18 protein-coding genes and 2 tRNA genes are annotated in these 18,642 nt (G+C 68.3%); 15 read left to right on the plus strand and 5 right to left on the minus strand.

Features of this window, described 5'->3' with window-relative positions; translation table 11 throughout:
* Window positions 1-160: 160 nt before the first annotated feature.
* The gene (locus tag FEI13_RS09710; protein ID WP_138181339.1) at window positions 161-373 is read right to left on the minus strand and encodes a hypothetical protein; all 213 of its coding nucleotides are present in this window, start codon (window positions 371-373) and stop codon (window positions 161-163) included.
* Window positions 374-610: 237 nt separating this feature from the next.
* On the opposite strand from FEI13_RS09710, the gene FEI13_RS09715 reads away from it, so the two are divergent.
* From FEI13_RS09715 to nadA, 8 genes are all read left to right on the plus strand, one after another.
* On the plus strand, window positions 611-2,452 hold the full coding sequence (locus tag FEI13_RS09715) for a DEAD/DEAH box helicase (RefSeq protein ID WP_138181340.1): 1,842 nt from the start codon (window positions 611-613) through the stop codon (window positions 2,450-2,452).
* 108 nt (window positions 2,453-2,560) lie between these two features.
* Window positions 2,561-4,636, plus strand: coding sequence for a PAS domain-containing protein (locus tag FEI13_RS09720; RefSeq protein ID WP_138181341.1), 2,076 nt, complete (start codon window positions 2,561-2,563; stop codon window positions 4,634-4,636).
* A 73-nt stretch (window positions 4,637-4,709) separates the two neighbouring features.
* Window positions 4,710-5,648 carry a segregation and condensation protein A gene (locus tag FEI13_RS09725; protein ID WP_420841586.1) on the plus strand — a complete coding sequence of 313 codons (939 nt, stop codon included), beginning with the start codon at window positions 4,710-4,712 and terminating at the stop codon, window positions 5,646-5,648.
* On the plus strand, window positions 5,645-6,520 hold the full coding sequence (scpB, locus tag FEI13_RS09730) for an SMC-Scp complex subunit ScpB (RefSeq protein WP_138181342.1): 876 nt from the start codon (window positions 5,645-5,647) through the stop codon (window positions 6,518-6,520). The genes FEI13_RS09725 and scpB overlap by 4 nt, the downstream gene beginning before the upstream one ends.
* Window positions 6,517-7,374 carry a 23S rRNA pseudouridine(2605) synthase RluB gene (rluB, locus tag FEI13_RS09735; RefSeq protein ID WP_138181343.1) on the plus strand — a complete coding sequence of 286 codons (858 nt, stop codon included), beginning with the start codon at window positions 6,517-6,519 and terminating at the stop codon, window positions 7,372-7,374. Before scpB ends, rluB begins: the two co-directional genes overlap by 4 nt.
* An 81-nt stretch (window positions 7,375-7,455) precedes the next feature.
* Window positions 7,456-7,531 (plus strand) — tRNA-Lys (locus FEI13_RS09740).
* A gap of 41 nt (window positions 7,532-7,572) precedes the next feature.
* Window positions 7,573-7,648: transfer RNA gene (locus tag FEI13_RS09745), tRNA-Lys, on the plus strand.
* Between the two features lie 284 nt (window positions 7,649-7,932).
* Complete coding sequence (gene nadA / locus FEI13_RS09750; protein ID WP_158294537.1) at window positions 7,933-8,958, plus strand: quinolinate synthase NadA; 1,026 nt, start codon at window positions 7,933-7,935, stop codon at window positions 8,956-8,958.
* Between the two features lie 183 nt (window positions 8,959-9,141).
* Here the strand turns inward: nadA and FEI13_RS09755 are convergent, their stop codons facing one another.
* Window positions 9,142-10,650 (minus strand): M48 family metalloprotease, encoded by a 1,509-nt coding sequence (locus FEI13_RS09755; protein ID WP_138181345.1) that lies wholly within the window; start codon window positions 10,648-10,650, stop codon window positions 9,142-9,144.
* Between the two features lie 142 nt (window positions 10,651-10,792).
* Between FEI13_RS09755 and FEI13_RS09760 the strand changes: the two genes are divergently transcribed.
* Together FEI13_RS09760 and FEI13_RS09765 are read left to right on the plus strand one after the other, a co-directional pair.
* Window positions 10,793-11,041, plus strand: coding sequence for a sulfurtransferase TusA family protein (locus FEI13_RS09760; RefSeq protein ID WP_138181346.1), 249 nt, complete (start codon window positions 10,793-10,795; stop codon window positions 11,039-11,041).
* Entirely contained in the window at window positions 11,038-12,141 is a 1,104-nt protein-coding gene (locus FEI13_RS09765) for an AI-2E family transporter (protein ID WP_138181347.1), read from the plus strand. The genes FEI13_RS09760 and FEI13_RS09765 overlap by 4 nt, the downstream gene beginning before the upstream one ends.
* A gap of 31 nt (window positions 12,142-12,172) precedes the next feature.
* Here FEI13_RS09765 and FEI13_RS09770 read toward each other — a convergent pair whose 3' ends face one another.
* Complete coding sequence (locus FEI13_RS09770) at window positions 12,173-12,649, minus strand: peroxiredoxin (protein WP_138181348.1); 477 nt, start codon at window positions 12,647-12,649, stop codon at window positions 12,173-12,175.
* A 230-nt stretch (window positions 12,650-12,879) separates the two neighbouring features.
* On the opposite strand from FEI13_RS09770, the gene dapA reads away from it, so the two are divergent.
* From dapA to purC, 4 genes are read left to right on the plus strand one after another with little or no spacing between them, the layout of a single operon-like run.
* Window positions 12,880-13,764, plus strand: a complete 885-nt coding sequence (gene dapA, locus FEI13_RS09775) for a 4-hydroxy-tetrahydrodipicolinate synthase (RefSeq protein ID WP_138181349.1) — start codon at window positions 12,880-12,882, stop codon at window positions 13,762-13,764.
* Window positions 13,765-13,811: 47 nt separating this feature from the next.
* Entirely contained in the window at window positions 13,812-14,780 is a 969-nt protein-coding gene (locus FEI13_RS09780; RefSeq protein WP_138181350.1) for a lipoprotein, NlpB, read from the plus strand.
* On the plus strand, window positions 14,780-15,565 hold the full coding sequence (locus FEI13_RS09785; RefSeq protein WP_138181351.1) for an MBL fold metallo-hydrolase: 786 nt from the start codon (window positions 14,780-14,782) through the stop codon (window positions 15,563-15,565). The genes FEI13_RS09780 and FEI13_RS09785 overlap by 1 nt, the downstream gene beginning before the upstream one ends.
* Window positions 15,566-15,605: 40 nt before the next feature.
* Window positions 15,606-16,319, plus strand: coding sequence for a phosphoribosylaminoimidazolesuccinocarboxamide synthase (purC, locus tag FEI13_RS09790; RefSeq protein ID WP_138181352.1), 714 nt, complete (start codon window positions 15,606-15,608; stop codon window positions 16,317-16,319).
* A gap of 67 nt (window positions 16,320-16,386) precedes the next feature.
* Here the strand turns inward: purC and tsaA are convergent, their stop codons facing one another.
* A complete protein-coding gene (gene tsaA, locus FEI13_RS09795; protein WP_138181353.1) occupies window positions 16,387-17,115 on the minus strand; it encodes a tRNA (N6-threonylcarbamoyladenosine(37)-N6)-methyltransferase TrmO in 729 nt (242 codons plus the stop codon).
* Between the two features lie 93 nt (window positions 17,116-17,208).
* Here tsaA and FEI13_RS09800 point away from each other — a divergent pair, with 93 nt between their 5' ends.
* Complete coding sequence (locus FEI13_RS09800) at window positions 17,209-17,769, plus strand: GNAT family N-acetyltransferase (RefSeq protein WP_138181354.1); 561 nt, start codon at window positions 17,209-17,211, stop codon at window positions 17,767-17,769.
* An 18-nt stretch (window positions 17,770-17,787) separates the two neighbouring features.
* On the opposite strand, the gene nadC is transcribed toward FEI13_RS09800, so the two are convergent.
* The gene (nadC, locus tag FEI13_RS09805; protein ID WP_138181355.1) at window positions 17,788-18,639 is read right to left on the minus strand and encodes a carboxylating nicotinate-nucleotide diphosphorylase; all 852 of its coding nucleotides are present in this window, start codon (window positions 18,637-18,639) and stop codon (window positions 17,788-17,790) included.
* Between the last annotated feature and the right edge of the window lie 3 nt (window positions 18,640-18,642).

Genomic DNA, 18,642 nt, shown 5'->3' on the forward strand with positions numbered 1-18,642 from the left:
TGAAACGCCGACGCCCGGGCCATGTGCCCGGGCGTCGGCGTTTCTGCGATGGCCTGTCTGGCGCTGCGCGTGTTATCGGGGCGTCATCAGTGCGCCACTGTGCGCTATCGATCTGCCGCCGGTGCGCGTCCGTTCGCCTCGGCCGGCGGGGCGAGGGCGATCAGCCGCGATCGTCGTCGGCGGTGTCGCGACGCTGGAGCTGCTCCTCGAGCTCCTCGATGGCGTGGCGGAACTGTGCCTGGAAGTAGTCGAAGCGTCCGAAGTCGTAGTCGCACTCGGCGCAGTGAACGTGGTACTCGTCCTTGCGGCCGGGCGGGAATCGCTTCATGCGATGGCCGCACTTGGGGCATTCCGGGCTGGTCTTCACTTTCATCTGCGCCTCTCCTGTTTCGGCTATGGGCAATCGATTCTTCCCTTGGTCCCTTTAGATATCATGGCGAAAGGCCGTCAGGTCAAGGCCCGTTCATCGCCGGCCGTGCCCCGCCGTTAAAATGAAAAATAATTCCACTATATTTTCCTTGCCGGCCGGGCCGGTCTATGGAGCGTCTGGCGCGCCTGACGCGGCCGACGCCGCCCGGTAGGATGGCGTCTTCGCCGACAGGAGGTGTCCATGCCCGAGACGTCTGTGCCCCAGCTGCGCCCCTACCAGCACCAGGCCGTCACCCGGGTGGTCGAGTACTTTCGAGCCGCCGACGACCCCGCGGTAGTGGTGCTGCCCACCGGCAGCGGCAAGTCGCTGGTGATCGCCGAGCTGGCGCGCCTGGCCCGGGGGCGGGTGCTGGTGCTGGCTCACGTGCGCGAGCTGGTCGAGCAGAATCACGCCAAGTACCAGGCCTACGGCCTCGAGGCCGATATCTTCAGCGCCGGGCTGGGGCGCAAGGAGAGCGGCCGCCAGGTGGTGTTTGGCTCGGTGCAGTCGGTGGTGAGGCACCTGGAGCGCTTCGACGATGGCGCCTTCACCCTGCTGGTGATCGACGAGTGTCACCGGGTATCGAGTGAGAAGGAGGCCAGCTACCGTCGGGTGATCGACCGCCTGCGGCATGCCAACCCGCGCCTCAAGGTGCTGGGGCTGACCGCCACGCCCTATCGGCTGGGCCAGGGCTTCATCTACCACCGCCACCACCACGGCATGGTGCGCGGCGACGAGGCGTGCTTCTTTCGCGACTGCGTCTTCGAGCAGCCGCTGCGCCTGATGGTCCGCCAGGGCTACCTGGCCGAGCCCCGGCGGATCGATGCCGCGGTGGAGCGCTACGACTTCTCGGCGCTGGCACCGGCCTCGAGCGGGCTCTTCCGCGAGGAGGAGCTCAACCGGGTCGTCGCCGGGAACCGTGCGACCCCGGGGATCATCGCCGAGGTGATCGAGCGCGCCCGTGAGCGCCAGGGCGTGATGCTGTTCGCGGCCAGCGTGGCCCACGCCGAGGAGATCCTGGGCTATCTGCCGGCCGGCGAGGCGGCGCTGATCACCGGGGCGACCCCCTCGGCCGAGCGCGAGCGCCTCATCGCCGCCTTCAAGGCCCGCGAGGTCAAGTACCTGGTCAACGTGGCGGTGCTGACCACCGGCTTCGACGCCCCCCACGTCGACCTGATCGCCATCCTGCGCCCCACCGAGTCGGTGAGTCTCTACCAGCAGATCGTCGGGCGCGGCCTGCGCCTCTCGCCGGGCAAGGCCGACTGCCTGATCCTCGACTACGCCGGCAATCCCTGGGACCTCTATGCCCCGGAGGTGGGCAGCCCCAAGCCGGACGGTGACAGCGAGCCGGTGCAGGTGCCGTGCCCCGAGTGCGACCACCCCAACCTCTTCTGGGGCAAGCGCGACGGTGAGCTGGTCATCGAGCACTTCGGGCGGCGCTGCCAGGGGCTGGTGCCTTCTACTCGCGCCCGACCCCGCGCGAAAAGCGCAAATCGCGCCAGCCCCCGCGCGAAAGGCACGTCCTCAAGGTCGGCAGCGCCGGCGATGGAGCAGTGTTCGTTTCGCTTCCGCTTCAAGACCTGCCCCGACTGCGGCGCCGAAAACGATATCGCCGCCCGGCGCTGCCAAGGCTGCCAGGCGCTGCTGGTGGACGCCGACGACAAGCTGCGCGAGGCGCTCAAGCTGCGCGACGCCCGGGTGCTCCGGGTCGGCGGGATGCAGCTCGAGGCCACCGTCAACGGCCGCGGGCTACCGCGCCTCAAGGTCACCTACCACGACGAGGAGGGCGTGACCCTGAGCGAGTGGTTCGCCCTGGAGACCCCGGCCCAGCGCGGCGCCTTCGCCGCGACCTTCCTGCGTGACCACCTGCGCGCGCCGGGTGCTCGCTGGTCGCCGACCACACCGGAGGAGGTGATCGCCGAGCAGCGCCGGCTGCGCGCGCCGGACTTCGTGGTGGGGCGCAAGGTGGGGCGCCACTGGCAGGTGCGCGAGAAGCTGTTCGACTACACCGGGCGCTATCGCAAGGCGGACAGTGTGGAATAGCCAGCGGTAATCGACCGCCTGCGCCATGGTCAAGGGGACCCGCATGGTAAAGGTTGTTAAAGTGGCATCACGGAGCAGGCAGGCGCACGGCAACGGAGGGTAGAGCAGATGCTGCCAGACGACTTTTTCGCAAACCTGGTGGAGAAAGTGGATGACGTGATCTGGGCGGTCGGTTATCCCCATCTGCAGCTGGAATACCTCAATCCTGCCGCAGCTTCCGTTTTCGGACGCCCGGTTCAGGCATTCATGGAGGACCCGCGGCTCTGGTTGGCTATCGTCCATCCGGATGATCATCACGACGTTGCAGCCTCCCATGATCGCCTCCTGGAGCAGGGACACGTGGAGCGTCGCTATCGAATCCTGAGACCCGATGGCGAAGTGGTCTGGATTCATGATCGCGCCTGGCTGATGCGAGAAGCAGACGCTGAGCCGCTGCGTCTGTTCGGGGTCGCGCGGGATGTGACGCACGAAATGGCCGAGCAGCAGCGATTGAGCAGCACCTTGATGCTGCACCGCCGCTTCATGGAGAGTGCCCCTGACCCCATCTTCCTGGTCAAGGTCGAGCCGGACGGCACTTTCGTTTTTCGCTACAACAATCCTGCTCACCGGTTGCAGACCGGTATCCCCCTCGAGGTGCTACGCGACCAGACGCCGGATACGTTGCTTGATGCGCCTCAGGCGGCGTCCGTCAAGGCGCGCTATAGCGAGTGCGTGCAGCTGAAGCAGCCCATCCAGTACGAGGAGCGTCGCGCTCTGCCGGCCGGCACACGTGACTGGCAGATCATGCTGGTGCCTGTGGAAGATGCGGCCGGCAACGTTATCGAGCTGGCCGGTATTGCGCGCGATATCACGCTGCTCAAGGCGGCCGAGCGGAAGAGTCGCGGCGCCTTCGAGTCCCTGGATCAGCTGCTCCAGGCGAGCCCGGTGGTGATTTATGAGTGCCAACCGACACCTGAGCTGATCCCGATCTATATCAGTTCCAGCGTAGAGAGGCTGACAGGTTACGCACGCAGCGAGCTCCTGGGTCGACCCGCCTGGCATGCCATGCTCCATCCCGACGATGCCCCTCTGGTCATGGATAAGGTGAAGGCCATGCTGGCGGGCGAAGGGCCGATCCAGCTCAATTACCGCCTGCGCCATCGGGAGGGCCACTATCTTCAGGTGCAGAGCGAGAAGCGGTTGATCTGCGATGAGGGTGGGCATTCCGTCAAGGTGGTAGGAGCGATTCTCGATATCAGCCACTCCATTCGCCTCAGCCAGCGGCTGGAAAAGCTGGCCCAGCAGCTGCCAGGTTTCATCTATCAATATCATCTCACCCTGGATGGCAAGGGCTGCTTTCCCTATGCCAGTACCAGCAGCCTGGAGATCTATGGAGTGCCCCCCGAGGAGCTGGCGCATAGCGATGAGGCGGCCTTTCGCAAGATTCATCCCGATGACCAGCCGGACGTCAAGGCTGCGATCGAGATGTCGGCCGAGACGCTGAGCCCTTGGCACTGCGAATACCGCGTCCTGCATCCCGGGGGGCAGGAGCTCTGGGTGGAAGGGAGTGCTGCGCCTGAGCGCCTGGCGGATGGCAGCGTGTTGTGGCACGGCTACATTGCCGACGTCTCGGAGCGCAAGCGACTGCAACTCGAACTCCAGAAGAGCGAGGCTCGCTTCCGTCGGCTGGCGACGGTGGACATGCTGACGGGTGCCCCAAATCGGCGCCACTTCATGCAGTCTCTCGATACCGAGCTGTCTCGCGTCAAGCGGCATGGTGTCGCCGCCTGCCTGGTGATGTTCGATGCCGACCACTTCAAGCGTATCAACGATACGTTTGGCCATGCCGCCGGCGACGAGGTGCTCAAGGCGCTGGTCATCGCAGGACGTGAGCAATTGCGCACCCCTGATATCCTGGGTCGATTGGGGGGCGAAGAGTTCGCTATCCTGCTGCCCGATACCTCACTCGATGGGGCCCGGGGGGTTGCCGAACGTTTCCGCCGCGGCATTGCGGCCCTGAAGGTTGCCTCGGGGGATGCCAGCATCAGCTTGACCATCAGCTTGGGGGCCGTTGCGTTGCGCGCGCAGGATTCGCCGGATAGCGCCATGGAGCGAGCCGACAAGACGCTCTATGCGGCCAAGGCATCCGGTCGTGATCGCGTCTGTTGCGAAAGCGATGGCATGGGCGAAGCGACAATCGGCTGAGGGGCTCTGTCTGCGCAAGAGGCATCTTGCTAGACTGCCCCGTTGTTCCTGCGTCCCCGGAGAGGCACGCCGCGTGAGCGCCACCCCCGATACCGCCAGCCCCGAACAGACCGATGCCGCGGCCGGCCACGCCGACGTGCTGGGCCGCCTGTTCGACGAGCCGATCACCGAGCTGCCCGAGGATCTCTACATCCCGCCGGAGGCCTTGCGGGTCTTCCTGGAGGCCTTCGAGGGGCCGCTGGACCTGCTGCTCTACCTGATTCGCCGTCAGAACCTGGATATCCTCGCCATCGACGTCGCCGCCATCACCCACCAGTACATCGAGTACGTGGAGCTGATGAAGGCCATGGAGATCGAGCTGGCCGGGGAGTACCTGCTGATGGCGGCGATGCTCGCCGAGATCAAGTCCCGCACCCTGCTGCCGCGTCCGCCCAAGGAGGGCGACGAGGACGACGAGGAGGACCCGCGCGCCGAGCTGATCCGCCGCCTGCAGGAGTACGAGCGCCTCAAGCATGCCGCCGAGGCGCTGGCCGAGCTGCCGCGCCTGGGCCGCGACTGGTTCCCGGCGCGGGCCGCGCTGCCGGCCCTCGAGGCGCGGGTGATCCACCCGGACGTGGAGCTCGACGAGTTGCTCGGGGCGTTGGCCGGCATCCTGCGCCGCGCCGAGCTCAACCAGGCCCACCAGATCAGCCGCGAGGGGCTCTCGACCCGGGAGCGCATGCTGACGATCATGGCGAAGCTGACGCGGGAGCACTACACCCCCTTCGAGGCGCTGTTCACCCTCGAGGAGGGGCGCGCCGGGGTGGTCGTGACCTTCATGGCGATCCTCGAGCTCGCCAAGGAGGCGATGATCGAGATCGTCCAGAATGCCCCGCTCTCACCGATCCACGTGCGGGCCCGGCTGGACGAGGAGGCGGCCTTCGAGGAGGCCCTGGAGGACGAGGCGGGTGACGAGCGCCCCTTCGACGACGCGCGCCTCGATGATCACCAAGACGGGAGCAAACCGGCATGACCGCCATGGAATCCCCCAATGCTCTGGACGATATCCTCGAGGCCACGCTGCTGGCGGCCGGCGAGCCATTGGGACTGGATCGCCTGGAGGGACTCTTCGACGAGCACGAGCAGCCGCCGCGTCGCGCGCTGCGCGAGGCCCTCGAGCGGCTGGGCCTGCGCCACGAGCGGGGTGCCCTGGAGTTGCTCGAGACCGCCTCGGGCTATCAGCTGCGCATCCGCCCGCGGCTCTCGCCCTGGGTGTCGCGGCTGTGGGACGAGCGCCCCCAACGCTACTCTCGGGCGCTGCTCGAGACCCTGGCGCTGGTCGCCTACCGCCAGCCGGTGACCCGCGGCGACATCGAGGAGGTGCGCGGGGTTTCGGTGAGCGGCTCGATCATGCGCACCCTGCTCGACCGTGGCTGGGTGCGCGTGGTGGGCCACCGCGACGTGCCGGGTCGCCCGGCGGTCTATGCCACCACGCGCAGTTTCCTCGATGACTTCGGACTCAAGACTCTCGACGAGTTGCCGCCGATGCACGAGCTCAAGCAGTTCGAGGAGCCGACCCTCGAGGAGGAGGCACCGCCGCCCCAGCACGACCTGCTAGCCCAGGCGGATGCGCCGGCGGACGACACCGACGACGGGTCAGACGACAAGACAGCGCCGCCCGAGGAGGGCGGTGAGGTCGATGCCGAGACCGCCGAGGCGGTCTCGGAGATGACCGAGACGACGGCCGGGAGGGCCGACGACGACCACGCCGGGACGGCGTCCGAGCGGACAGGGCTGAGCTTCGCCGATCTGGAGGCTCGCCTGTCCGAACGTGCCCGGGGCCGCGTCGACGATGACGCTGCCGCGGGGACGGAATCCACATCCAGTGAGAACGATGACCGATGAGCACTACCACCGAGAAACTGCAGAAGGTCCTGGCCCGTGCCGGGCTGGGTTCGCGCCGCGAAATGGAAACGGCCATCGCCGACGGCCGGGTCAAGGTCAACGGCAAGGTGGCGACCCTGGGCGACCGCATCGAGGCGCGCGACCGGGTGGCCCTCGACGACCGCCCGGTGACCCTGCGCGCCGCCGAGGACGTGCCGCGTCGGGTGATCATGTACAACAAGCCCGAGGGTGAACTCTGCACCCGCAAGGACCCCGAGGGGCGCCGCACCGTCTTCGATCGCCTGCCGCGCCTCAAGGGCGAGCGCTGGATCGCCATCGGCCGCCTGGACATCAACACCAGCGGCCTGCTGCTGTTCACCACCGACGGCGAGCTGGCCAACAAGCTGATGCACCCCTCCACCCAGGTGGAGCGCGAGTACGCCGTGCGCGTCATGGGCGAGGTCACCCAGGCGCAGGTCAAGGCGATGGTCGAGGGGGTGATGCTCGACGATGGCCCGGCGAACTTCACCGACGTGCAGGAGTTCGGCGGCGAGGGCATCAACACCTGGTTCCACGTCGTGATCATGGAAGGGCGCAACCGCGAGGTGCGCCGGCTGTGGGAGTCCCAGGGCCTGACCGTCAGCCGCCTCAAGCGGGTGCGCTACGGCAACATCTTCCTCGACAAGCGCACCAAGGCCGGGGAGTGGGTGGAACTCTCCCAGGACGAGATCGATGATTTGGCCATGACGGCCGGCCTGGCGGCGCGCAAGGTGCCGGAGCTGACCCCGGACGAGAAGAATCGCTGGAGCCGCGACAAGCACAAGCGCCGGCCGGTGCAGGCCATGCGCAAGCCGAAGAGCCAGCGTCAGCGCTGATCCGCGCCGTTCTCTTCGACCAAAGGCAAAAATCGCTTGCCATCGCGGGGGCGGATCAGTAATATCTGCACCCGTTCGGAAGGGTCGTTAGCTCAGTTGGTAGAGCAGTTGGCTTTTAACCAATTGGTCGTAGGTTCGAATCCTACACGACCCACCATCCGAACCTGAGAGCATGGCGACTGAGCCGCCATGCGTCATGGGTCGTTAGCTCAGTTGGTAGAGCAGTTGGCTTTTAACCAATTGGTCGTAGGTTCGAATCCTACACGACCCACCAGATTCGACGCCCCCGCTTCCCCTGGAAGCGGGGGCGTTCTGCGTTGGGGACGCCCAACGCGGGTCGAGTCCGGCCGGGGACGTTCGCGCTGCGACACTTTCTTCTCGCCGGAATCGAACAATAGGCAGTCATTCTGGTCTAGAATGGCGTTGGGTCGGCCATCGCGACAGACGCAGCGGTTGACCCTCTGGCGTGTGGCCCCCGTGCGGAGTGCACGAGCGGCGACACCTGGTGCATTGCAGGGGGAGCCCCTGCCGGTCACAGTGGTAGACACGATGACGATCATGACTTCCCGTGCCGATCTGCGCGAGCAGCTGGCACGCACCTATTGCCCCACCCGCATTCCCGCCGAGGATGAGGCGCGCATCGACGAGATCAAGGCGCTCCTCGAGGCCAACAACGCCGTGCTGGTGGCGCACTACTATACCGACGATGCCATCCAGCAGCTGGCCGAAGAGACCGGCGGCTGCGTCGCCGATTCCCTGGAGATGGCGCGCTTCGGCGCCCGCCACGAGGCCGATACCCTGGTGGTGGCCGGCGTGCGCTTCATGGGCGAGACGGCCAAGATCCTCTCCCCGGAAAAGCGGGTGCTGATGCCGACCCTGGAGGCGACCTGCTCGCTGGACCTGGGCTGCCCGGCCGACGAGTTCAGCGCCTTCTGCGATGCCCATCCCGACCGCACCGTGGTGGTCTATGCCAACACCTCCGCGGCGGTGAAGGCGCGCGCCGACTGGGTGGTGACCTCCTCCATCGCCGTGGACGTGATCGAGCACCTCCAGGCGCGGGGCGAGAAGATCCTCTGGGCCCCGGACAAGCACCTCGGCGGCTACATCCAGAAGCAGACCGGCGCCGACATGTTGCTCTGGGACGGTGCCTGCATCGTCCACGAGGAGTTCAAGGCCCAGGGCGTCGAGGATCTCAAGTCGCTCTATCCCGATGCCGCCGTGCTGGTGCACCCGGAATCGCCGGCCTCGGTGGTGGAGCTTGCCGACGTGGCGGGGTCTACCTCCCAGCTGATCACCGCGGCGAAGGAGCTGCCCAACGAGCGGCTTATCGTCGCCACCGATCGCGGCATCTTCTTCAAGATGCAGCAGGCGGTGCCGGAGAAGACGCTGTTCGAGGCGCCCACCGCCGGCAACGGCGCCACCTGCAAGAGCTGCGCCCACTGTCCGTGGATGGCGATGAACGCCCTGGACAACCTGGCCGGCGCGCTGCGCCAGGGAACGGGGGAGGTGTTCGTCGATGACGCCCTGCGCCTGGCCGCCCTCAAGCCCCTGGAGCGGATGCTCAACTTCCAAGCGCCCAGCTGAAAGCGCCGAGCCGTTCAGAGACGGGGGGCAGCTGCCTAGGCTGAAAGCGAGGAAACCCCACGGGTATCGAAGCCAGTGGGGGTTCTTCTTGACATCGGATCTTGAACAGCCAGCATTCTGCTCGGCGCTCGGCGCTCGGCGCTCGGCGCTCGGCGCTCGGCGCTCGGCGCTCGGCGCTCGGCGCTATCGGAACTCCTCCAGCGTCTCCCGGTAGCCGATGAAGTCCTCCCGGCGACGCTCGATCGCGCTCGCCGCGGCGGGCTCGCCCCGGCGCTCGGCGACGTCCTTGGCCACCTCGAGCTGGCGAATGGCCCGGTCGATGCGTCCGGTGAGCTGCAGCTGCTCGGCGCGGGCCAGGTGGCCCCAGGCCTCCCGGCCGCTGCGCCCGGCGGCCTCGGCGAGCAGGGTGAATACCTGCGGGTCCTCGGGTCGGCGCTCGGCCAGCTCGCGCAGCACCCGGTAGGCCTCGTCGGGATCACGCTGCAGCAGCGCCTCTCCGAGCAGTCGGTGGGTCGGCGCGTAGTCCGGCATCAGTCGCAGCTGAGCCCGGCTGCGGCCGATGGCGTCGTCGGTGCGTCCGGCGGAGAAGGCCACCTGGGCCGCGGTGGCCGGTAGCATCGTGAGGTCCGGGTGCGCGCGGGCCAGGGCGTCGAGCTCGCTCAGGGCCCGGTCGGGGCGGCCCGCGCGGGCGTCGAGCAGCGCCGCCAGGTAGCGGCGTGCCGCCGCGGGGGCCTGGTCCTGGGCCAGCCGGGTGGCGGCCTGCTGGGGATCGCGCTCGTGGATCGCCAGCAGGGCGCGGGCCCTGACCAGCGCGTACTCGAGCGCCTCGCCACGCGGCGTCGCCACGGGCGTCTGGTTGGCACGGGCCTGGGTGTCGCTGATGCGCGATTCGGTCATCGGGTGAGAGAGCAGGAACTCCGGTGGGTTGCCGCCCTGCAGGCTGACCATGCGCTGCAGGGCGCGGAACATCTCGACCATGGCGGCCGGGTCGTAGCCGGCACCGGCCATCGCCTGCAGGCCGACGCGGTCGGCCTCCTGCTCGAAGCGCCGCGAGTAGCGCAGCTGGTCCTGTATGAAGGCTGCCTGGGTGCCCATGGCGGCGGCGATGCCGGCATCGCCGCCGCCTCCGGCGGCGATCAGCATGCCGGCCAGCATGGCCGCCATGGTCGGGATCTGGGTCTGCTCGGCGCGTTCCCGGCCGCGGGCGTAGTGGCGCTGGGCGAGGTGGCCGAGCTCATGGGCGACCACCGAGGCGAACTCTGCCTCTCGCTCGGCGAAGGCGAACAGCCCGGCGTTGACGCCGATCACTCCGCCCGGCACCGCGAAGGCGTTGAGCAGGCGGCTCTCCACCAGGGTGACGACGGTACGCGCCTGGGTGAGGCCGCTGTGGGGCAGCAGGCGGGCGACCAGCGACTCCACGTAGTCCTGGGCGATGGCGTCCTGCCACGCGGGGGCGCGGGCGCGGAACTGGCGCAGCCAGGCGCGTCCCAGGCGCAGCTCCTCGCCGCTGATGGCCTGGCTACCGCCATGGGTGAGGCTCGGCAGGCCATAGTCGCCGCTCGCGATCGGGGTGCCGCCGCGGTCGCTCAGGTCGGGCGCCTCGAAGCGGCCCGCGGACTGCACCTGAGTCGGCAGGGCGAGCGACAGGCAAAGGGCGCTGGCGGTGAGGCAGGTTCCGGTTCGACGCAACATGGCCATCCTCGTCACGGGGCGAAAGCAGGGGCGGGCATTCCGCTCTGACATTGATTCGGTACGCAAAGTGCCTTTAAATCGCAGGAACTTGCGTGTGGGTCCGTCGGCCTGCACGACTCACTGCATTCTCCCGGGAGACAACATGGCGCTGCAACCCGACGACCTGCTCGATGCCCGCGGTCTTCCCTGTCCGCTGCCGCTGCTCAAGGCCAAGCAGGCCCTGTCACGCCTCGCGCCCGGTCAGCTGCTCGAGATACAGGCCACGGACGCGGGCTCCTGGCACGACTTCGAGACCTTCATCGCCCAGAGCGACCATGAGATGCCGGCCCGCGAGGAGCGGGGCGATGTCTATCATTACTGGATTCGCAAGGGCGGGGAGCATGCTACATGACCCTGAGGTCGGTATTCCGTGGCTGGATCGAGCACTACTTCTCCGACGAGGAGGCGGTGATCCTGCTGGTGGTGCTGGTGCTCGGCTTCGCCGTGGTGATCTGGCTGGGCAAGATGCTGGCGCCCTTCCTCACCGCGCTGGTCATCGCCTTCCTGCTGCAGGGGGCGGTGAACGGACTGACCCGGCGGCGCGTGCCGCACTTCCTGGCGGTGATGCTGGTCTTCCTGGCCTTCATCGGCGTGCTGCTGGCAATGGCGCTCATCCTGATGCCGCTGATCTGGAACCAGCTGATCAACCTGGTCCAGGAAACGCCGCGCATGTTCGCCAGCGTCCAGCAGCTGCTCGACGACCTCCAGGTGCGCTACCCGCAGCTGGTCACCCCGGACCAGATCCAGACCTGGATCGGCATGGCCGGCCGCGAGGTGACCCAGCTCGGCCAGCGGGCCCTGACCCTCTCGCTGGCCTCTCTGGGCAACCTGGTGGGGCTGATCGTCTACCTGGTGCTGGTGCCGATCCTGGTCTTCTTCATGCTCAAGGATCGTGATCGGCTGGTGGGGTTCATCGTCTCGCTGTTGCCAAGGAATCGCGGGCTGATGACGCGGGTCTGGCAGGAGATGGACGACCAGATCGCCAACTACGTGCGCGGCAAGTTCACCGAGATCATCATCGTTGGCAGTGTGGCCTTCTTCACCTTCGCCTTCTTCGGGCTGCCCTACTCGGCGCTGCTGGCGGTGCTGGTGGGTCTCTCGGTGCTGGTGCCCTACATCGGTGCCGCCGTGGCCACGCTGCCGGTGGCGGCCGTGGCCGGCTTCCACTTCGGCCTGGGTGACCAGTTCCTCTACGTGATCGTGGCCTACGGCGTGATCCAGGCGCTGGACGGCAACGTGCTGGTGCCGGTGCTGTTCTCCGAGGCGGTCAACCTGCACCCGGTATCGATCATCCTGGCGGTGCTGTTCTTCGGCGGGGTCTGGGGCTTCTGGGGCATCTTCTTCGCCATTCCCCTGGCGACCCTGCTCAAGGCGCTGGTCTATGCCTGGCCCAGGGGCCTCAAGCAGCGCCGCCAGGAAGTCTCCCGGGAAGAGCAGGCCGCCGGGCCCTGAGTGCCGCCGCCGCGGGGCGGCGGCGCGGCCGTCACTGCCCAGCATGCAGCGCCTGGGCTGCCTCGAGCACCTCCTGGGCATGGCCCTTGACCTTGACGCCGCGCCACTCGCGGGCGAGCCGACCGTCGGCATCGATCAGGAAGGTGCTGCGCTCGATGCCCAGGTGCTCCTTGCCGTAGAGCTTCTTCAGCTTGATGACGTCGAACAGCCGGCAGACGGCCTCGTCCTTGTCGGAGATCAGCGCGAAGTTGAACCCCTGCTTGGCCTTGAAGTTCTCCTGGGCGCGGATGCCGTCCCGGGAGACGCCCAGGATCACGGTGTTGGCGGCCTCGAACGCCGCCTTGCGATCGCGGAAGTCGCCGCCCTCGGTGGTGCAGCCCGGGGTGCTGGCCTTGGGATAGAAGTAGATCACCACCTGGCGGCCCCGCAGGTCGGAGAGGGTGGCGGGGGTATCGCCGGTGGCGGTGGCGTTGAAATCGGGGACGGGTTCGCCGAGGCTGACGCTCATGAAACGGCTCCTTGTGAGGGTGGCGTGGAACGGAGACAAACCGCCGGTCGCACGGGGTGGGTCGGACCCATGAGCGTCGATTACACGCAAGGCGCGGCGAACTGTAAAGTCGCGGCTGTACAGGCTCTCGAGGCCTGAGTACCATTTGGCCCCTGGCCCCGGGGCAGGTCCCGGCGCTTCCCGGGGGCCGGCAGGCCGTATATGCAGGTGAATCGAGAGGAATCGAGAGGATGATCACTGGAAGTATCGTCGCGCTGGCGACGCCGATGAAGGTCAACGGCGATATCGACTGGGAGGCCCTGCGCCGCCTGGTGCACTTTCATCTCGACAACGGCACCGATGCGATCGTGGCGGCCGGCACCACCGGCGAGCCGACGACCATGTCCTTCGCCGAGCACTTCGACGTCATCCGCACCGTGGTGGAAGAGGTCAACGGACGCATTCCGGTGATCGCCGGTACCGGCTCCAACAACACCACCGAGGCGGTCGAGCTGACCCGCTACGCCAAGGAGGTCGGTGCCGACTACTGCCTGACGGTGGCGCCCTACTACAACAAGCCGACCCAGGAAGGCCTGTTCCAGCACTTCAAGGCCATCGCCGAAGCCAGCGACCTGCCGGTGATCCTCTACAATGTGCCGGGTCGCACCTGCTCCGACATCTACAACGAGACCGTGATGCGCCTCGCCGAGGTCGACGGGATCATCGGCCTCAAGGATGCCACCGGCAACCTGGAGCGTGCCGAGGACCTGATCGCGCGCCTCAAGGGCAGCGACTTCATGCTCTATTCCGGCGACGATGCCACCGCCTGCGACTTCATGTTGATGGGCGGCCACGGCGACATCTCGGTGACCGCCAACGTCGCGCCGCGGGCCATGCACGAGCTGTGCAGCGCCGCCGTGACCGGCGATGCCGACAAGGCCCACCAGCTCAACACCCGCCTGCTGCCGCTGCACACCAGCCTGGGCGTCGAGTCCAACCCGATTCCGGTCAAGTGGGCGCTATATCGCATGGGCTACATCGAGCCGGGCATCCGCCTGCCGCTGACCTGGCTCTCCGAGAAGTACCACTCCACCGTCAGCGAGGCCCTGCAGCTGGCGGGGATGATCGACGATTGAGCGGTGCCCGGCATCGCACTCCGCACAATACGAGGCAAGGTGGACGCATGAACTCTGCGCTGAAAGGGATGCTGGTGGCGACGGTCGCGCTGGCCACGGTCGGTTGCGCCCGTGATGGCTACTATCACGATCGCAACCTCGACTACGCCGAGGCCGAGGAGGCGGCGCCCCTGGTGCTGCCGGAGGCCCGCAACCCGGCGCGCTACCGGGACGCCATGCCGGTACCCGAGGTGAGCGGCGCGCGTCCTGCCGCGGACGGCGTGGTGGAAGCGCCGCTGCCCCAGGCCCTGTCGCCGGGGCGTGCCCGAGAGCGCGGCGACGTCGAGCGCCGCGAGATCGGCAGCGACGCCTGGCTGGTGGTGGGCGCCGAGCCGGCCTCGGTATGGCCGGAGCTCGAGCGCTTCGCGCAGGGGCGTGGGCTCCAGGTCATCGCTCGGGATCCGAGCCGCGGCGTGCTGGAAACCGAGCAGGCCCGGCTGAGCGTCCGCCAGGGGCTGCGCCGCGGCGACAGCGAGCTGCACTGCGAGCGCGGCGGCGCCGTCGACGTGGGCTGCCTCCGGGCGTTGGAGCGCCACTTCGAGTCGCTCAGCGCCTCGGCCAGCGCGGCGTCGCTGACCGCCCAGCGCCCCGAGGTGCAGGACCGCGCCCGGTTCGAGCAGCGCGGCGACGACTGGCAGGTGATCCTGCCCTACGACATCGATCGCCTGTGGGCCGAGTTCAGCCATCAGCTGGAGATCGACTTCGCCGTCGAGGGCCGCCGCGAGCTGCGCGAGCGCGATCCGAGTGCGCACAGCTTCCTGGTCGACTACCTGACCCGCGAAGGGCGTGAGCAGGGCCTGCTGAGCTCGCTGGCGTCGCTCGAGCTCGGCGCCAAGCCACAGCCGGTGCGGCTGACCCTCGAGGCGCGTGGCCCCGAGCAGACCGTGCTGCGCGCGGTAGGTGTCGGCGAGGCCGGCGCGCTGTCCGAGGAGGATCAGCGCGAGCTGCTCGAGCGGGTGGCGGGCCTGCTGCGCTGATGGGCGACGCGGCGTCGGGCGGCCTGACCTTCGCCTCCCTGGGCAGCGGCAGCAAGGGCAACGCCACCCTGGTCAGCGACGGCGAGACGCACCTGCTGGTCGATTGCGGCTTCGGCCTGAAGGAAACCGAGCGCCGCCTGGCCCGGCTGGGGCTGCACCCCCGCCAGCTCGACGCCGTGCTGGTGACCCACGAGCATGGCGATCATATCCGCGGCGTCGGCCCCCTGGCGCGCCGGCACCGGGTGCCGGTCTACCTGACGCCGGGCACCTGGCTGTCGGGGCGCCTCGGCGAGCTGCCCCATCGCCACTGGATCACCCCCCAGGCCAGGTTCGCCGTCAAGGGGCTGATGATCGACCCGATCACCGTGCCACACGATGCCCGCGAGCCGGTACAGTTTTGCATCGCCGGCAGCAGTCGTCGGCTCGGCCTGCTCACCGACCTGGGGCATCCCAGTGCGCATGTGGTCGAGGCCTTCGCCGGCTGTGATGGCCTGGTGCTGGAGTGCAACCACGATCGCCGGATGCTCGCCGAGGGGCCCTACCCGGCGAGCCTGAAGCGTCGCGTGGGCGGCGACTGGGGCCACCTGGCCAATGTCCAGGCGGCCTGGCTGCTGCAGCGGCTGGGGCTCGACCGCCTGCAACGCATCGTCTGCTCGCACCTCTCCGAACACAACAACCGCCCCGAGCTGGCCCTGGAGGCCCTGGTGCCCCTGCTCGACGGTGACGACTCCCGGCTGAGGATCGCCGCCCAGGACGATGGCCTGGCGTGGCAGACCCTCGGCTGACCGACCATCCTTACCCGTATCCTCGCCCCTGGAGGCTCCCATGGAAAAGCGCCAAGAACTCTTCGCCGGCAAGGCCAAGTCGGTCTATGCCACCGATGACCCGGACCGCCTGATCCTGCACTTCCGCAACGACACCAGTGCCTTCGACGGCCGTCGCGTGGAGGCGCTCGAGCGCAAGGGTCAGGTCAACAATCGCTTCAACGCCTTCATCATGGGCAAGCTGCAGGAAGCGGGCATCCCCACCCACTTCGAGAGCGAGCTCTCCGCTGACGAGTGCGTGGTCAAGAACCTCGAGATGATCCCGGTGGAGTGTGTGGTGCGCAACATCGCCGCCGGCAGCCTGGTCAAGACCCTCGGCGTCGAGGAGGGGCAGACCCTCACTCCGCCGACCTTCCAGCTGTTCCTCAAGAACGACGAGCTTCACGACCCGATGATCAACGAGTCGCTGGCCGAGACCTTCGGCTGGGCGACCCCCGAGCAGCTGGCCGAGATGAAGGCGCTGACCTTCCGCGTCAACGAGGTGCTCAAGGCACTGTTCGCCGATGGCGGCATGCTGCTGGTCGACTACAAGCTCGAGTTCGGGCTCTTCCACGGCAAGATCGTGCTGGGCGACGAGTTCTCCCCGGACGGCTGCCGCCTGTGGGACGCGGCGACCCGCGAGAAGCTCGACAAGGATCGCTTCCGCCAGGGGCTCGGCAACGTGATCGAGTCCTACGAGGAGGTTGGTCGGCGGATCGGCATCGACTTCGGCTAAGTCCGGCCGCTGTAACGAAGCGCATCATGACGAAGGGCCCTCCCGGGGCCTTCGTCGTTGGCGGGCCTCAGGCCGCCACGATCTCGACGACCTCCAGGCGCGTCCCGCCCGTGGCGTCGGGATGCGCCTGGAAGCGTACGTCCACGTCGCGCAGGCGCACCCCGTAAACACGCTCCTCGACGTCCCGACGATAGGCCGGACGTGGATCCTGGGCGAGCACCTGGCGAATCAGTGCGCGCAGACTGACGCCGTCCTCGCGGCGCTCGAGCACCGCCTCGGCCGCCGGGGAGAGACTGACTGGCAGGGTCGGCGGCGCCTCGGGGGCGAAGCCGGCGCGCGCCTCGGGGCGTGACTCCGCCCAGGGCAGATAGGGCTTGAGGTCGAGCACCGGGGTGCCGCTGACCAGGTCGGCGCCGCGCAGGGTCAGACGCACGCCGCGCTTGGTATCGATGTCGACCAGCTCCACCAGCGAGAGCCCCAGGCGGTTGGGGCGGTGGGTGCTGCGGCTGGCGAAGACCCCTACCTTGGCATTGCCGCCCAGACGCGGCGGGCGCACCAGCGGCGCCCAGCGCTCGGGACTCTGGTGGAAGACGAAGGTCAGCCAGAGGTGGCTGAAGGCGTCGAGGCCCCTCACCGTCAGCGGATCATCGAAGGGCGGCAGCAGCACCAGGCTCGCCCGGGCCGCACTCGCCAGCCCCGGCTGGCGCGGAATGCCGAACTTGTCCGGGAAATCGCTCTCGATGAGGCCGACGGGCGTCAGGTCGAAGGCGTCGGGCGGGGCGGGGCGGTCGGTCATGGCGGATCCTTGCGCTTTTCCGTCGCGGGGATTGGCCCCGGGGCAGGGCTTGGGTAGTCTGCTGGCCTGATCATCATCGCAGGAAGCTCACACATGCGTCATGCCGACCATCCTACCGCCGGCGCCGAGCCACCCGTCGAGGCACGCCCCGGAGCGCGCCGCGGCCCGCGCATCGTCTACCGGGTGGCTCGCGCCCGCGACGCCGCCGACCAGGCCGAGGTGTTTCATCACGCCGTGATGCAGGGCGCGGCGGGCCACTACACGCTGGCTGAGCGCGAGGCTTGGGCGATGGCCCTGCCGCGGGATGCCAGTGCCTGGTCGGCGCGCCAGGCGCTCTTCACCACCCTGGTGGCCGACTGCGAGGGGCGCTGCGTGGGGTTCCTCGAGCTGGACCCGGCCGCGGGGCGGATCGAGACCCTCTATGTCTGGCCGTCGCTGGGGCGGCGCGGCATCGGCTCGACGCTGCTGGTGCATGCCGAGCGGATGCTGCTGGAGCAGGGGGTAAGCCGCGCCCGGGTCGAGGCCAGCGCCGTGCTGGCGGATGGCCTGGTGCGGCGCGGCTGGAATTGGCTCGGCGACGAATGGGTCGAGCGTGGCGGCGAGCGGCTCTATCGCCAGCGCCTGGAGAAGCGCCTCGTCGCCGTCGAGACCTGAGTGGGCTTGTCAGTTGCCTTAGTCCGGCTGGTCGATGAAGCGCATCGACAGGTCGATGGCCTTCAGGTCCTTGGTCAGCGCGCCGCTGGAGATGCAGTTCACCCCGGTCTCGGCGATGGCGCGCAGCGTGGTCTCGTCGACGTTGCCCGAGGCCTCCAGGGTGGCGCGCGCCGCGTTGCGGGCGACCGCCTTGCGCATGTCGTCGAGGCTAAAGTTGTCGAGCATGATGACATCGGCGCCGGCGGCCAGCGCCAGGTCGAGCTCCTCGAAGGTCTCCACCTCCACCTCCACTGGCAGGTCGCGGGCGATGTCGCGGGCCTCCTTCACCGCCGCCTCGATCCCCCCGCAGGCGGCGATATGGTTCTCCTTGATCAGGAAGGCGTCATAGAGGCCGATGCGATGGTTGTGGCCGCCGCCGCAGGTCACCGCGTACTTCTGCGCCAGGCGCAGGCCGGGCAGGGTCTTGCGGGTGTCGAGCAGGCGCACCCCGGTGCCCTCGAGAAGGTCCACATAGTGGCGGGTACGGGTCGCCGTGGCCGAGAGGGTCTGCAGCAGGTTGAGCGCGGCGCGCTCGCCGGTTAGCAGGCTGCGCGCCGGGCCCTCTAGCTCGAGGAAGGCCTGGCCGGCCGCGAGGCGGTCGCCGTCGGCGGCTTGCCAGTGCAGGCTGACCCGGGGGTCGAGCCGACGAAAGAGTTCGTCAACCCAGGCCACCCCACAGAGGATCGTCGCCTCGCGGGTGATCACCCGCGCACGGGCCGTCTGCTTCTCGGGAATCAGCTGGGCGGTGATGTCGCCGGGGCCGACGTCCTCGGCCAGCAGCCGAGCGGCACTGTCACGGATCTCTTCGGCAATGGCGTCCTGATAATGCATGGC

The organism is Halomonas urmiana (genome assembly GCF_005780185.1).
GTDB lineage: Bacteria > Pseudomonadota > Gammaproteobacteria > Pseudomonadales > Halomonadaceae > Halomonas > Halomonas urmiana.

Bases quoted from the DNA above. Each gene is read 5' to 3' on its own strand.
- FEI13_RS09710 (WP_138181339.1), bottom strand. From the start codon at position 373: ATGAAAGTGAAGACCAGCCCGGAATGCCCCAAGTGCGGCCATCGCATG.
- FEI13_RS09715 (WP_138181340.1), top strand. From the start codon at position 611: ATGCCCGAGACGTCTGTGCCCCAGCTGCGCCCCTACCAGCACCAGGCC.
- FEI13_RS09720 (WP_138181341.1), top strand. From the start codon at position 2,561: ATGCTGCCAGACGACTTTTTCGCAAACCTGGTGGAGAAAGTGGATGAC.
- scpB (WP_138181342.1), top strand. From the start codon at position 5,645: ATGACCGCCATGGAATCCCCCAATGCTCTGGACGATATCCTCGAGGCC.
- rluB (WP_138181343.1), top strand. From the start codon at position 6,517: ATGAGCACTACCACCGAGAAACTGCAGAAGGTCCTGGCCCGTGCCGGG.
- nadA (WP_158294537.1), top strand. From the start codon at position 7,933: ATGACTTCCCGTGCCGATCTGCGCGAGCAGCTGGCACGCACCTATTGC.
- FEI13_RS09755 (WP_138181345.1), bottom strand. From the start codon at position 10,650: ATGTTGCGTCGAACCGGAACCTGCCTCACCGCCAGCGCCCTTTGCCTG.
- FEI13_RS09760 (WP_138181346.1), top strand. From the start codon at position 10,793: ATGGCGCTGCAACCCGACGACCTGCTCGATGCCCGCGGTCTTCCCTGT.
- FEI13_RS09765 (WP_138181347.1), top strand. From the start codon at position 11,038: ATGACCCTGAGGTCGGTATTCCGTGGCTGGATCGAGCACTACTTCTCC.
- FEI13_RS09770 (WP_138181348.1), bottom strand. From the start codon at position 12,649: ATGAGCGTCAGCCTCGGCGAACCCGTCCCCGATTTCAACGCCACCGCC.
- dapA (WP_138181349.1), top strand. From the start codon at position 12,880: ATGATCACTGGAAGTATCGTCGCGCTGGCGACGCCGATGAAGGTCAAC.
- FEI13_RS09780 (WP_138181350.1), top strand. From the start codon at position 13,812: ATGAACTCTGCGCTGAAAGGGATGCTGGTGGCGACGGTCGCGCTGGCC.
- FEI13_RS09785 (WP_138181351.1), top strand. From the start codon at position 14,780: ATGGGCGACGCGGCGTCGGGCGGCCTGACCTTCGCCTCCCTGGGCAGC.
- purC (WP_138181352.1), top strand. From the start codon at position 15,606: ATGGAAAAGCGCCAAGAACTCTTCGCCGGCAAGGCCAAGTCGGTCTAT.
- tsaA (WP_138181353.1), bottom strand. From the start codon at position 17,115: ATGACCGACCGCCCCGCCCCGCCCGACGCCTTCGACCTGACGCCCGTC.
- FEI13_RS09800 (WP_138181354.1), top strand. From the start codon at position 17,209: ATGCGTCATGCCGACCATCCTACCGCCGGCGCCGAGCCACCCGTCGAG.
- nadC (WP_138181355.1), bottom strand. From the start codon at position 18,639: ATGCATTATCAGGACGCCATTGCCGAAGAGATCCGTGACAGTGCCGCT.